The organism is Micromonospora sp. NPDC004336, from assembly GCF_053602615.1.
Genome location: NZ_JBSGDY010000173.1, coordinates 1 through 12,657 on the forward strand (window position 1 = coordinate 1; position 12,657 = coordinate 12,657).

Genomic DNA, 12,657 nt, shown 5'->3' on the forward strand with positions numbered 1-12,657 from the left:
AGCCACGGCGTGCAGACACCGCGCCACCCTGCCCGTCTCGCCGGTGGAAGTCATGCCACCACGCCGTCCACAACAGACCTTCTCAAACACGCTCTGAGAGCAAACGCCCGGGACACGCACGGCAATTGTCGTTCGCCGCGTCGCGGTGGGGCGATCCCAGGTGGCGGCGAGGGCTCGGGCGCGGCGGGAGGCGGCGTCGGCCCGGGCGGGGGCCGCCACGCCCGAAGCCCCTCCCCCGCCGCCGCGCCTCGACCTCCGGGGGCGCAACGGGCAGCCGAGGCTCCACAGTGGAAACAAGGCGTCGAAGGGGCACATGCAAATAGATCAACGCTTGTAGTGTGAGGCTTCGTCACATACCTCTCGGAAGGGAAGTGCAATGCCCAGGATCACGGTTCGCGTCCTCGGCGCCCTCAGCACGAGCGTGCTCGGCGCGACACTCGGCGTCCTCGCGGTCGCCGCGCCCGCCCAGGCGGCGTACCGCGACGGTGTCTGCGATACCGGCGAGTTCTGCTACTACTACAACAGCGACCACGCGGGGTCGATCTCCGACCACACCGGCTCGCTGGCCGACTACGGCTCCACCCAGCCGGACTGCTACGAGTTCAAGGGCGCCGGCAGCGGCCAGGGCTTATGCATCAAGAACAACGCCGCCTCCGCGTGGAACCGCACCGGCAGCACGGTGCGGGTCTACTACAACAGCGACTACAACGGCTCCTACGCCTACCAGGACTTCGCGCCCGGCGCCAAGACCAACCTGAACGCCACGTTGAAGAACAACAACGCCTCGCACCAGCTGCTCTCCACCGGTGGCGGGACGACCTATCCGGCCAAGGACGACTACCCGTACAAGGGCCAGACCACGGGCGTGGACCCGTGGAACTTCTACAAGGGGCAGTGCACCAGCTTCGCCGCCTGGGCCCTGCGCAGCCGGGTCGGCGTGCCCTTCCACAACCAGTACCTGGGCCAGCCGGCCTGGGGCAACGCCAAGGAGTGGGTGGCCGCCGCCGGGCGCGCCGGGGTGCCGGTCTACAACAGCCCGAAGGCCGGCGACATCGCGGTCCGGCTGGGCGGCACCTACGGCCACGTCGCCTTCGTGACCAGCGTGAACTCCAACGGCACCTTCGAAATCGACGAGTACAACTACGTCTCGGCCGACAAGTACAGCCACCGGACGGTGTCGGTGGGCACGCTCAACAGCCAGTTCTCCAAGTTCATCCGCTTCAAGTGACCGGCTGACGGGGTGCGGGCACGCCGCTTCGACCAGACGAGCGTGCCCGCACCCTCCGGGGGGAGGCGTGCGCGTCGGCCGCGTGCTCCCTGACCGGTCGGGCAGTGTCGAGGTCCCAGACCTGCCGGCACTCACCGGGTCAGGCCGACCAGCGTCGCCAGCCGCGCCACGCCGGCCGGCGCCGGGTGCGACCGCGCCACCTCGGCGAGCACCGTACGCGCCAGCGGCCGGCACCGGACCTCGGCCGGCGCGACGGCGTCCGCCTCGACGAGCGCCCGCCCCGCCCCGCGCAGGTCGCCCACCTGGAGGTACGCCCGCGCGGCGTCCAGCAGGTAGGCCGCCCGGTGCTCGGCCGGCAGCCGCCGCCACGCCTGGCTCCGTACCGTCTGCTCGTGCCGGCGCACCGCCTCCCCGGCCTCTCCCCGCTCCACCGCGACCACCACCCGGGCCGCCTCGACGGTGCCCGGCCCGAAGCCGGTCCGGTGCGGGTCGTCGGCGGCGACCCGCTCCGCCACCCGGTCGGCCCGGTCGACCAGTTCCTCGCTGCGGTGGGTGTCGCCGCAGCCGGCGGCGGCCAGGGCGGCCTGGAGCAGCAGCGTTCCGTGCACCGCCGCCGACGCGGACGCGACGCGGCGCGCGGCGGCCAGCGTCGCCACCAGCGCCAGCCGGTCCCGGCCCAACGCGCGCAACGCCTGACCGACCGACGCGACCGCCGTCCCCGCCAGCGCCGCGTCGCCGCCCGCCACGGCCACCGCCCGGTCGGCGGCCAGCCACCCGAGGTCGGCCTCGCCGAGCTTGACCAGCACCGACGACGTGATCCGGTACGCCTGCACCAGCAACCCCGGCTGCTGCGCCCGCACGCCCCGCGCGGCGTGCAGCAGCCCCGGCAGCAGCCGCACCACCTGGGCGTAGTGCGCGTGCTGGAAGGTCAGCCAGGCGTGCGCGACGTGCCGTTCCGTCTCCACCACCGACGCGCCTTCCCGGTGCTCGCCGTAGCGGGCGAGGGCGGCCCGGATGCCCTCCACGCCGACCAGCGGGCCGCCGGCCGTCGACGGCGGCGGGCGGTGCTCGCCGAGCAGCACCAGCGGGTCGACCCGCAGCACCCGGGCGACCTCCTGGATCACCGGGTACCGGTCCAACGGGCGCACGCCCCGCTCGGTCTTGTCCACCCAGCTCTTCGACCTGCCGAGCCGGTCGGCCAACATCTGCTGCGTCATCCGCCGCCGCGCCCGCCAGCGCGCCACGCGGCGGCCGATCGGCTCGTCAGCGCTGGTCACGCCGCCACCGCCGGTCCGGCACCGCCCGGGTGGTCTCCTCCACCGGTACGCGCTCCGCCTCGGCCCGGGCGAGCAGCCGTTGCTTCGCGGCCTCCCGCTCGACCGCCTCCGCCCGCTCGGCCCGGCTCCGCGCCGACTCGTCCGTCGCCATCCGCATCTCCCTCGACCGGTGGCGCGACGACAGGTCGGGCAGACCCTCCTGCCGCCGTCACCCACGGTCATCGTGAGCCCGGCGACGGGTGGCTGATCGGGCGAGACGCGTCCGCTACGGCGTCGCGGACAGGCCGAGCCGGTGGACGGCCTCCGTCACCTCACGAGCCAGTCGGCGGGAGGCAGCGGCCGTCGCGATGGACTCGGCCGTCGTCAGGGTCTCTCGGGCCAGCGTCGTGTCACCACCCTGGGCCTGCGCCAGGGCGAGATGCACCAGGTTGCGGCCGTGCCAGTCCGCGCCGCCCGCCTCCTCGTTCACTCCGCCGACCCCGGCCGTCAGCAACGTCAGTGCCCGGTCGTTGGCGCGGCTGTCGGTCGCACCGAGGTAGCGCCAGACAATGCCGTGTTGCACGGCGAAGAACGACGGCGTGTACCAGTAGCCCCAGGGGGACAGCGGCTCCTCCGCCGCCTGGGCCGACACGTCCGACGCCTCGGACAGACGGGCGAGCACCTCACGGGTGGCCGCCCCGGCCATGGCGAGGCCCCTGGCCTCCTGCCCCGCGCAGTAGGCCCGAAGCGCCGCGTTCACGGCCCGGTCCCGGCGCGCGACCTCGGAGAGCCGGATCATGGCGGGGAGGTCGCCGCGCAACTCCGCCTGATGCCCCTGAAAGGACAGCACGGTCGCGACGAGCTCGCTGTTGCCGGCCTCGGTCGCCCAGTCCAGTGCCCTCGCGTGCCACGCCGTCGCCGCCCGCTCCTCGCCTCGCGCGATGCTCAGCCAGCCCGCGAACTGCGCCCACTGCGCGGCCACGTCGAGGACACTCGGCCGCACGTCGGGTCGGGCGCCCCGCAGCAGACAGGTCACGGCGTCGAGGTGGACACGCACCGGCCCCATGATCGGTCCGGAACCGACCGCGTCCTCCAGCCGCCGATAGCCGGCGAGCAGGCCGGCCAGCGCTCGCACCGCAGCGGCGTCGACCCGGCGTGGATGCGCCGTCGCGTATGCCAGGCGGTCGCCGCCGTCGGGCGCGTCCGCCACCAGCCGGGCCAGGGCGCCCCGCGCCGCCAGCGCCTCGTCGAGCCGGGCCGCGACGGCCACCGTGGGCTTCGTCTGCCCCGTCTCCAACTGGTGCACGAGGCTCTTGCCGTGGTTGACGAGGGACGCTAGCCGCCGCAGCGACATGCCCCGCGCCTCGCGAAGCCGTCGCAGCTCAGCCGCGAACCGTGGGTCGACGATCGTTCTCGCCCGTGGGGGCACGGCAACACTCCTACGTCGCGAGGCCCGGCGGCCACTACGGACCGATACCCTGCGGTGATCGACCGTACTCCCCAACGTTCGACTGCGGGACCCTCACCAGCCTCGACGGTCTGCGCCTGCCGGGCCAGGAGCTGGAGGACATCGCTTCTCCGCCACGCTCCGCTCTACCTGGCTGACGGCTCGGCCGCCCCGTGGTCGACGTGAGACGTTCGCCCACCGGTCGCGACGGGACGACCGCTCCCCGGGGTCACGTCAGGCAGGCGCGTAACGCCGCCAGCTCGGCGTCGGTGGCCCCGTGCGCCTCGAGGTAGGCGGACGGGGAGCCATGGCTGCTGCGGATCCAGATCATGGCGTGCAGGAGATGAGTTGCCGTGACAGGACGGGTTCCGTGCCCGCTCACGGTGTCAGCCGGCGGCCCGGTGAGGTCCAGCGCGGCGTTCGAACGGAGAAAGTCCTCGGTGACCTGCGCTTCGGAGGCGTCGAGGAGGGTCTGGATGACGGCGATGACCAGGCCGGTGCGGTCCTTGCCGGAGGCGCAGTGGACGAGGGCGGGGAGGGCGCCCGGGGCGATGAGCCGCCGGATCACCGCGACGACGGCAGGGCCGGCCTGCTCGGCCATGTACGGGTACAGGGCCACCTGGTCGTCGGGCCAGGACCGCTCGACGAACACCGGATGGTGGCAGGCTGCGACGTCGAGTCCTTCGCAACGATCCGGTCGCTCGGTCAGCTCCGTCCCGGAACGCAGGTCGATCACCGTACGTATCCGCAGGTCCCTGAGCGCCCGCGCCCCGTCCGGCGTCAGCGTGTGCAGGGCACCGGAGCGGTAGAGGGCCCCCCGGCGGAGCGATCCCCCCCGCCCGCGTCACGGAAGTTGCGCACCCCGGGAACGGCAGCGTGGGTGACGACGGCCTCCGCACGGTTGATCACGGGAACATTATGGGAGCCGCACCCCGCTCCACCCGCGCGGGCCTCCACGTCGACGCGTACCGGGTGGTTGCCGGGCTCGCCGAGGGGGTGGCGCCCGGCTGTCGCCGGCCGGTCGTAGGCTCGCCGGCATGACGACGACAGACACCCGCACTCTCGCCGTGCCCGGCGCCGACCTGGTCTACGACGTACGCGAACCCCTGTCGGCCGCCGGCGAGCACCGCACCCTGCTGATGATCGGCCAGCCGATGACGGCGGAGGGCTTCGGCGCGCTCGCCGCCCACTTCACCGACCGGACGGTCGTCACCTACGACCCGCGCGGCCTGGGCCGCAGCGTCCGCACCGACGGCCGGTCCGACCACACCCCGCAGCAGCAGGCCGCCGACCTGCACCTGCTGGTCGAGGCGCTCGGCGCCGGCCCGGTCGACGTGTTCGCCAGCAGCGGCGGTGCGGTGACCGCGCTCGAACTGGTCGCGGCCCACCCCGGCGACGTCGCCACGCTGGTGGCGCACGAGCCGCCGATCAACGCGGTGCTTCCCGACGCCGAGGCCGCCGAGCGCGCCCGGGCCGGCTTCTACGAGGCGTACCAGGCGGGGGGCACCGGTGCCGGCATGGCCGCCTTCATGGCGATGACGTCCTGGCGGGGCGAGTTCACCGACGCCTACTTCGCCCAGCCCGCGCCCGACCCGGCCGCGTTCGGCATGCCGGCCGAGGACGACGGCTCCCGCGACGACCCGCTGCTGTCGAAGGCTTCCTGGGCGATCACCGACTACCGCCCCGACGCGGCGGCGCTCACCGCCGCGCCGACCCGGATCGTGATCGCGGTCGGCGAGGAGACCGGGGAGACCTACACCGCGCGCACGGCCGTCGGCATGGCGGCGCTGCTCGGCCAGGAGGCCGTGGTGTTCCCGAGCCACCACGGCGGCTTCCTCGGCGGCGAGTACGGCTACGCGGGCAAGCCCGCCGAGTTCGCGGCGAAGCTGCGCGAGGTGCTGGACGCCGGCTGACGACCGCCGTCGGCGGCGGGACGGCGGCGGGCGCCGCTCAGAGCGCCACGATCGCCGCCGTCTCCGCCGGCAACTGGATGCGGTCCCGCATCACCGTGACGCCCTCACCGGTGGCCAGCAGCACCCGCCGCGCCACCCCCGGCAGCGACACGCCCTGCGCCCGCGCCGCCAGGTTGGCCACCACCAGCGTCTCGCCCCGGCGCATCACCAGGAACTGGTCGCCGTGGCGGACGTCGACGGCGTGCAGCCGGGGGTCGGACAGGTCGGGGCGGCTCTTGCGCAGCGCGATGAGCCGCCGGTGGAACTCGTACATCTCGCGGTGTTCGGGTTTGTCCAGCTCAGCCCAGTCGAGCCGGGAGCGGACGAAGGTCTGCGGGTCCTGCGGGTCCGGCACGTCGCCGGCCGGCCAGCCGTGGGCGGCGAACTCCCGCCTGCGCCCGGTGGCCACGGCGGTCGCCAGCTCCGGCTCGGGGTGGCTGGTGAAGAACTGCCACGGGGTGCTGGCCGCCCACTCCTCCCCCATGAACAGCATCGGGGTGAACGGGGCGGTGAACAGCAGCGTCGCGCCGACGCGCAGCAGCCCCGGGGAGAGGGTGGCGGAGATCCGGTCGCCGGTGGCCCGGTTGCCGATCTGGTCGTGGTTCTGCAGGTAGGCCACGAAGCGGTGGCCGGGGGTGCGCTGCCGGTCGACGGGCCGGCCGTGGTGGCGGTTGCGGAAGCTGGACCAGGTGCCGGCGTGGAAAAAGGCGCCGGTGAGCACGTCGGTGAGGCACTCCAGGGAGCCGAAGTCGCCGTAGTAGCCCTGCCGCTCGCCGGTGAGCAGGGTGTGCAGGGCGTGGTGGGCGTCGTCGTTCCACTGGGCGTGCAGGCCGTAGCCGCCGGCCTCGCGGGGGCTGACCAGCCGGGGGTCGTTGAGGTCGGACTCGGCGATCAGCGACAGCGGCCGGCCGAGGTGGGTGGAGAGCGTCTCGACCTCCACCGCCACCTCCTCCAGCAGGTGGGTGGCGCGGCTGTCGGGCATGGCGTGCACGGCGTCGAGCCGCAGCCCGTCGACGTGGTAGTCGCGCAGCCACATCAGGACGCTGTCGACGACGTAGCGGCGTACGCCGTCGGAGTGCGGGCCGTCGAGGTTGATCGTGCGGCCCCAGGGGTTGCTCTGCTCGGCGAGGTACGGCGCGAACATCGGCGCGTAGGCCCCGGAGGGCCCGAAATGGTTGTAGACGACGTCGAGGATCACCCCCAGCCCCTTGGCGTGGGCGGCGTCGACCAGCCGTTTCAGGCCGTCCGGCCCGCCGTAGGGCTGGTGCGGGGCATACCAGCAGACGCCGTCGTAGCCCCAGTTGTGCTCGCCGTTGAAGGCGTTGACCGGCAGCAGCTCGATCATGTCGACGCCGAGGTCGACGAGGTGGTCGAGGCGGCCGATGGCGGCGTCGAACGTGCCCTCCGGGGTGAAGGTGCCCACGTGCAGCTCGTAGAGGACGCTGCCGGGCAGTTGCCGGCCGGTCCAGGCGTGGTCGGTCCACTCGAACGCCGCGTGGTCGTAGAGCCGGCTCGGCCCGTGCACGCCCGCCGGTTGCCAGGCCGAGCGGGGGTCGGGCAGCGCCCGCTCGTCGTCGTCGAGGAGGAAGGCGTAGTCGGTGCCCGGGCCGGCGGCGGGCACCTCGACCCGCCACCAGCCGCCGGGGCCCGGGCGCATGTCGTGGTCGGCGACGCCCGGCAGGCGCAGCCGGACCCGGGCGGCCTCCGGCGCCCACACCGCGAACTCGGTCATTTCGCAGCCTCCACGGACTCGGTGGTGGGAGCCAGCAGCGCAACGGGAAAGGTGGCCAGCAGGTCGGCCAGCGGGACCTGTCCGCCACTGTAGACCCGGCCGGTGAACAGGTCGGTCAGCTCGTGAACGGGAAGTGACAGGACCGTGTCGCGCCAGCCGCCGGCGCGGGCCAGGCCGAGCGGCAGCCGGGTGGCGACCGCGATCGCGCCGCCCCGGTCGAAGGCGACGGCGTGCCGGCCGGCGGGCCCGTGGGCCGGCACCGGCCGGTAGCCGGTGAACAGCTCGGGGCGGTCGCGGCGCAGCCGCAGGGTCCGCGAGAGCACCAGCAGCTTCGCCGCCCCGCTCGCGTCGACCGGCGGGAGCGCGCCGGCGTCGAGGTCGGCCAGCAGGTTGCGGCGTACGGCGAAGTCGACCGGGCGGCGGTTGTCGGGGTCGACCAGCGAGTTGTCCCACAGCTCGGTGCCCTGGTAGGTGTCGGGCACGCCGGGCATGGCGAGCTGCACCAGCTTCTGCCCCAGCGAGTTGGACCAGCCGGCGGGGGCGATCTCCGCGGCGAACGCGGTCAGCTCGGCGTGCAGCTGCGGATCGTCGTACATGGCGTCGACGACGGCGTGCACGGCCCGCTCGAAGGCGGGGTCGGGGTCGGCCCAGCTCGTCGACGCCGACGCCTCCCGGGCGGCCTTCTCGGCGTACGCGTGCAGCCGCTCCCGCTCGACGGGCCAGGCGCCGACGGCGGTCTGCCAGAGCAGGTGCGCGAAGGCCGGGTCGGGCAGCGGCGCGCGGGCCGTCCACGCGCCGACGAGGTCGGCCCAGCGCCCCGGCAGCTCGCTGAGCACGGCCAGCCGGGCCCGGACGTCCTCCGAGCGCTTGGTGTCGTGGGTGGAGAGGGTGGTCATGCTCGCCGGCCAGCGCACCTGCCGGGCGGCGGCGAAGCGGTGGAACTCGGCCGGCGGCACGCCGAAGTGGGCGGGGCTGCCGCCGACCTCGTTGAGGGCGACGAAGCGGCTCCACCGGTAGAACGCGGTGTCCTCGACGCCCTTGGCCATGACCGCGCCGGTGAACTGCGGGAAGCGCCGCGCCAGCTCGTCGTCGGGGTCGCGCAGCCGGCGGGTGAGCGCGTCCAGCGCGCCGGCCAGGTCGGGGCGGCGGCGGCCGGCCTCGGCGCGGGCGGCGGCGAGGTGCCGGGCGCCCTGCGGCGGGTAGCCCCGGTAGACGGCGAACGCGGCGGCCAGCTCGGCCAGCGCCGCCCGGGCCGCCGCGCGCTCGACCTCGGGGGCGAGCGCGGCCAGCCGGGTCAGCTCGGCCGAGAGCAGCCGGGTGGCCGCCGCGAGCTTGGTGTCGTGGGTGAGGTCCTGCCAGGAGGTGTGCCGGCCGACGAGGTGGGTGTCCAGGGCGGTGAAGTCGCCCTCGGCGTCGGGGTCGACGAAGAGCCCGCAGACGGCGGCGAGGGCGTCGTAGCCGGTGGTGCCGTCCACCGGCCAGTCCGGCAGCTCCTCGCCGTACTCCAGGATCTTCTCCACCACGAGCCACGCGTCACCGGCGGCGGCGCGCAGCCGGGCCAGGTAGCCGGCCGGGTCGCGCAGCCCGTCGGGGTGGTCGACGCGGATGCCGTCGACCTCGCCGTCGGCCGCCCACCGCAGCACCAGCTCGTGGGTGGCGGCGAAGACCGCCGGGTCCTCCACCCGCAGCCCGGCCAGGTCGGAGACGGCGAAGAACCGGCGGTACGTCAGCTCGGCGTCGCCGCGCCGCCAGGAGACCAGCTCGTAGTGCTGCCGGTCGTGCACCTCGCGGGCGCTGCCCCCGCCGGTGCCGTCGGCGACGGGGAAGCGGTGCTCGTGGTAGCGCAGCTCCCCGTCGGCGAGCTTGAGGTCGTCGAGGGCGTCCGGGGTGTCGGCCAGCACCGGCAGCAGCAGCCGGCCGCGGTCCCAGTCGATGTCGAACCAGCCCGCGTACGCCGAGTCGCGGCCCCGGCGCAGCACGTCCCACCAGGCGGGGTTGGCGGCGGGCACGGCCACCCCGGCGTGGTTGGGCACGATGTCGACGACCAGGCCGAGGCCGGCCGCCCGCAGGGCGCGCAGCAGCCGCCGCCGGCCCGCCTCGCCGCCCAGCTCCGGGTTGACCGCCCGGTGGTCGACCACGTCGTAGCCGTGCGCCGAGCCGGGGGTCGCGGTCAGCAGCGGCGCGCTGTAGAGGTGGGTGACGCCGAGGTCGGCCAGGTAGTCGGCGAGGTCGGCGGTGGCGTCCAGGTCGAAGCCGGGGCGCACCTGCACCCGGTAGGTGGCGCCCACGCGGGGCGCGTCGGGTCGAGGGGTGCTCGACATGTCAGGCCGTCCTCTCCAGCACCACCACGCAGCGGTCCGGCACGCCGAGGACGCCGCCGGCCTCGACCACCGTCGTCTTCTCCGGTTCCGGTTCGGCGGTGCTGATCACGACCTCCCAGCGCTGGCCGAACTCGGGGCCGGGCACGGTGAAGTCCAGCGGCGCGTCGTGGGCGTTGAAGCAGAGCAGGAAGGAGCTGTCGACGTGGCGCTGGCCGTACTGGCCGCGTTCGCGGATGCCCTCGCCGTTGACGAAGAGCGCGACGGAGCGGCCGAAGTCGTTGCCCCAGTCCTCGCCGGTCATCTCCCGCCCGTCGGGGGTGTACCAGGCCAGGTCCGGCAGGGGCTCGTCGACCTCCCGGCCGCGCACGGGCAGCCCGGTGAAGAACCGGCGGCGGCGGAACACCTGGTGGTGGCGGCGGAAGTCGACCAGGCGGCGGGTGAACTCCAGCAGGTCCTGGTCGGCGTCGTCCCAGTCGACCCAGGCCAGCTCGCCGTCCTGGCAGTACGCGTTGTTGTTGCCGCCCTGGGTGCGGCCCAGCTCGTCGCCGTGGCCGATCATCGGCACGCCCTGGGAGAGCATCAGGGTGGCCAGGAAGTTGCGCCGCTGCCGGGCGCGCAGGGCGCGCACCGCCGGGTCGTCGGTTTCCCCCTCGACCCCGCAGTTCCAGGACCGGTTGTGGCTCTCGCCGTCGCGGTTCTCCTCCCCGTTGGCCTCGTTGTGCTTGTCGTTGTACGACACCAGGTCGCGCAGCGTGAACCCGTCGTGGCAGGTGACGAAGTTGATGCTGTGGAACGGCCGCCGCCCGTCGTCCTGGTAGAGGTCGGCGGAGCCGGAGATGCGGGAGGCGAACTCGGCCAGGGTGGCCGGCTCGCCGCGCCAGAAGTCGCGCACCGTGTCGCGGTACTTGCCGTTCCACTCGGTCCACACCGGCGGGAAGTTGCCGACCTGGTAGCCGCCGGGGCCGACGTCCCACGGCTCGGCGATCAGCTTGACCTGGCTGACCACCGGGTCCTGCTGCACCACCTCGAAGAAGGTGGAGAGGCGGTCGACCTCGTAGAACTCGCGGGCCAGGGTGGCGGCGAGGTCGAAGCGGAAGCCGTCGACGTGCATCTCGGTCACCCAGTAGCGCAGCGAATCCATGATCAGTTGCAGCGAGTGCGGGCTGCGTACGTTGAGGCTGTTGCCGGTGCCGGTGTAGTCGACGTAGTGGCGGCGGTCGTCCTCGCTCAGCCGGTAGTAGCTGGCGTTGTCGACGCCCTTGAAGCTGAGCGTCGGGCCGAGGTGGTTGCCCTCGGCGGTGTGGTTGTAGACCACGTCGAGGATGACCTCGATGCCGGCGGCGTGCAGCGCCTTGACCATGCCCCGGAACTCCTGCACCTGCTGGCCGAGGCGGCCCAGGGCCGAGTAGCCGTGGTGCGGGGCGAAGAAGCCGATGGTGTTGTAGCCCCAGTAGTTGCGCAGCCCCAGGTCGGCCAGCCGGTGGTCGTGCACGAACTGGTGCACCGGCATCAGCTCGACGGCGGTCACGCCGAGCCTCGTCAGGTATTCGATCATCGGCGGCGAGGCGAGGCCCGCGTACGTGCCGCGCAGCTCCTCGGGGATGTCGGGGTGGCGCATGGTCAGCCCGCGCACGTGCGCCTCGTAGATCACGGAGTGGTGGTACGGGGTGCGCGGCGGGGAGTCGTTGCCCCAGTCGAAGTACGGGTTGACCACCACCGACTTGGGCATGAACGGCGCCGAGTCGGATGTGTTCATCCGCTCCGGGTCGCCGTGCTCGTAGTCGTAGACGGCCGGGTCCCACCGCACGTCGCCGTCGACGGCCTTGGCGTACGGGTCGAGCAGCAGCTTCGCCGGGTTGCAGCGCAGCCCGTTCGCGGGGTCGTACGGGCCGTGCACGCGGTAGCCGTAGCGCTGCCCCGGCTCGATGCCGGGGAGGTACGCGTGCCAGACGTAGGCGTCGACCTCGCGCAGCTCGACCCGCCGTTCGGCCCCGGTGTCCCACTCGTCGAACAGGCACAGCTCGATCCGCTCGGCCACCTCGGAGAAGATCGCGAAGTTGGTGCCCATCCCGTCGTAGGTGGCCCCCAGGGGGTAACGCTCACCCGGCCAGACCTGCATGTCGCTCCTCTAGTGCAAGATCATGAGCGCGCACCGCACCATGAGCGCACCACACGGCGGGGGCCGGCGGCGCGCGTGCGGGTATTGCCCCCCGCGTTCCCCCGCCAATCCACCCGATCGGCCGACGACCGGTATCCACCCGACTGAGGCGCCATGCCCCCTTCGGGTGTCCTCCGTCACCTTGGCCCTTTTCGAGATGCGGGACCGGGCGCGATGCCTTTTGCTTGTTCGCGGGACGCGCACGCGCGTCTCCACTCGGCCCGTCGGGCACCCCCACCACGTTCCGCCGTCACCGCTGCCGGCGCGTACCTCCATGTATGGACGGAGATTGATGTGACGACCCTGCGGGTCGGCGAGCAGCCCACCACGTCCCCCGGGCGGCTCCACCGGCCCACCCTCACCTCCCGGCCCCAGGTACCGACGCAGCCCGGGCCGGGCACGCCCCCGCAGACCCGCCGGATCCTCATGCTGTCGTGGGAATACCCGCCGGTGCTCGTCGGCGGCCTGGGCCGGCACGTGCACGCCCTCTCCGTCGCCCTCGCCGCCGCCGGACACCACGTCACCGTCGTCACCCGCCACGCCGACGGCGCACCCCTCGAGGA

At 73.7% G+C, this 12,657-nt stretch carries 10 protein-coding genes; 3 read left to right on the forward strand and 7 right to left on the reverse strand.

Annotated elements, in window-relative coordinates:
* Nucleotides 1–376 precede the first annotated feature (376 nt).
* The gene (locus ACWENR_RS25880) at nucleotides 377–1,228 is read left to right on the forward strand and encodes a CHAP domain-containing protein (protein ID WP_452279557.1); all 852 of its coding nucleotides are present in this window, start codon (nucleotides 377–379) and stop codon (nucleotides 1,226–1,228) included.
* 131 nt (nucleotides 1,229–1,359) lie between these two features.
* Here ACWENR_RS25880 and ACWENR_RS25885 read toward each other — a convergent pair whose 3' ends face one another.
* The 4 genes from ACWENR_RS25885 to ACWENR_RS25900 all read right to left on the reverse strand — a co-directional run bounded on the left by ACWENR_RS25885 (nucleotide 1,360) and on the right by ACWENR_RS25900 (nucleotide 4,724).
* Nucleotides 1,360–2,505, reverse strand: coding sequence for a helix-turn-helix domain-containing protein (locus ACWENR_RS25885; RefSeq protein ID WP_452279558.1), 1,146 nt, complete (start codon nucleotides 2,503–2,505; stop codon nucleotides 1,360–1,362).
* Nucleotides 2,492–2,656 (reverse strand): hypothetical protein, encoded by a 165-nt coding sequence (locus ACWENR_RS25890; RefSeq protein ID WP_452279559.1) that lies wholly within the window; start codon nucleotides 2,654–2,656, stop codon nucleotides 2,492–2,494. The genes ACWENR_RS25885 and ACWENR_RS25890 overlap by 14 nt, the downstream gene beginning before the upstream one ends.
* A 114-nt stretch (nucleotides 2,657–2,770) precedes the next feature.
* Entirely contained in the window at nucleotides 2,771–3,913 is a 1,143-nt protein-coding gene (locus tag ACWENR_RS25895) for a helix-turn-helix domain-containing protein (RefSeq protein WP_452279560.1), read from the reverse strand.
* Nucleotides 3,914–4,160: 247 nt separating this feature from the next.
* Nucleotides 4,161–4,724, reverse strand: coding sequence for a tyrosine-protein phosphatase (locus ACWENR_RS25900; protein WP_452279566.1), 564 nt, complete (start codon nucleotides 4,722–4,724; stop codon nucleotides 4,161–4,163).
* Between the two features lie 244 nt (nucleotides 4,725–4,968).
* Between ACWENR_RS25900 and ACWENR_RS25905 the strand changes: the two genes are divergently transcribed.
* Entirely contained in the window at nucleotides 4,969–5,844 is an 876-nt protein-coding gene (locus ACWENR_RS25905; RefSeq protein ID WP_452279561.1) for an alpha/beta fold hydrolase, read from the forward strand.
* Between the two features lie 37 nt (nucleotides 5,845–5,881).
* Here the strand turns inward: ACWENR_RS25905 and treZ are convergent, their stop codons facing one another.
* The 3 genes from treZ to glgX are packed head-to-tail and all read right to left on the reverse strand — an operon-like array spanning nucleotide 5,882 to nucleotide 12,055.
* Nucleotides 5,882–7,615: a malto-oligosyltrehalose trehalohydrolase gene (treZ, locus tag ACWENR_RS25910; RefSeq protein WP_452279562.1), complete on the reverse strand. Its 1,734-nt coding sequence runs from the start codon at nucleotides 7,613–7,615 to the stop codon at nucleotides 5,882–5,884.
* Nucleotides 7,612–9,936 carry a malto-oligosyltrehalose synthase gene (treY, locus tag ACWENR_RS25915; protein WP_452279563.1) on the reverse strand — a complete coding sequence of 775 codons (2,325 nt, stop codon included), beginning with the start codon at nucleotides 9,934–9,936 and terminating at the stop codon, nucleotides 7,612–7,614. Before treY ends, treZ begins: the two co-directional genes overlap by 4 nt.
* Nucleotide 9,937: 1 nt before the next feature.
* A complete protein-coding gene (glgX, locus tag ACWENR_RS25920) occupies nucleotides 9,938–12,055 on the reverse strand; it encodes a glycogen debranching protein GlgX (RefSeq protein WP_452279564.1) in 2,118 nt (705 codons plus the stop codon).
* Between the two features lie 333 nt (nucleotides 12,056–12,388).
* Here glgX and ACWENR_RS25925 point away from each other — a divergent pair.
* Nucleotides 12,389–12,657, forward strand: a 269-nt coding sequence (locus tag ACWENR_RS25925) for a glycogen/starch synthase (protein WP_452279565.1), incomplete at its 3' end; no start/stop codon positions are given.

Excerpts from the sequence above, each read along its gene's own strand:
- treY (WP_452279563.1), bottom strand. The coding sequence starts at position 9,936 with ATGTCGAGCACCCCTCGACCCGACGCGCCCCGCGTGGGCGCCACCTAC.
- ACWENR_RS25890 (WP_452279559.1), bottom strand. The coding sequence starts at position 2,656 with ATGGCGACGGACGAGTCGGCGCGGAGCCGGGCCGAGCGGGCGGAGGCG.
- ACWENR_RS25905 (WP_452279561.1), top strand. The coding sequence starts at position 4,969 with ATGACGACGACAGACACCCGCACTCTCGCCGTGCCCGGCGCCGACCTG.
- ACWENR_RS25880 (WP_452279557.1), top strand. The coding sequence starts at position 377 with ATGCCCAGGATCACGGTTCGCGTCCTCGGCGCCCTCAGCACGAGCGTG.
- glgX (WP_452279564.1), bottom strand. The coding sequence starts at position 12,055 with ATGCAGGTCTGGCCGGGTGAGCGTTACCCCCTGGGGGCCACCTACGAC.
- treZ (WP_452279562.1), bottom strand. The coding sequence starts at position 7,615 with ATGACCGAGTTCGCGGTGTGGGCGCCGGAGGCCGCCCGGGTCCGGCTG.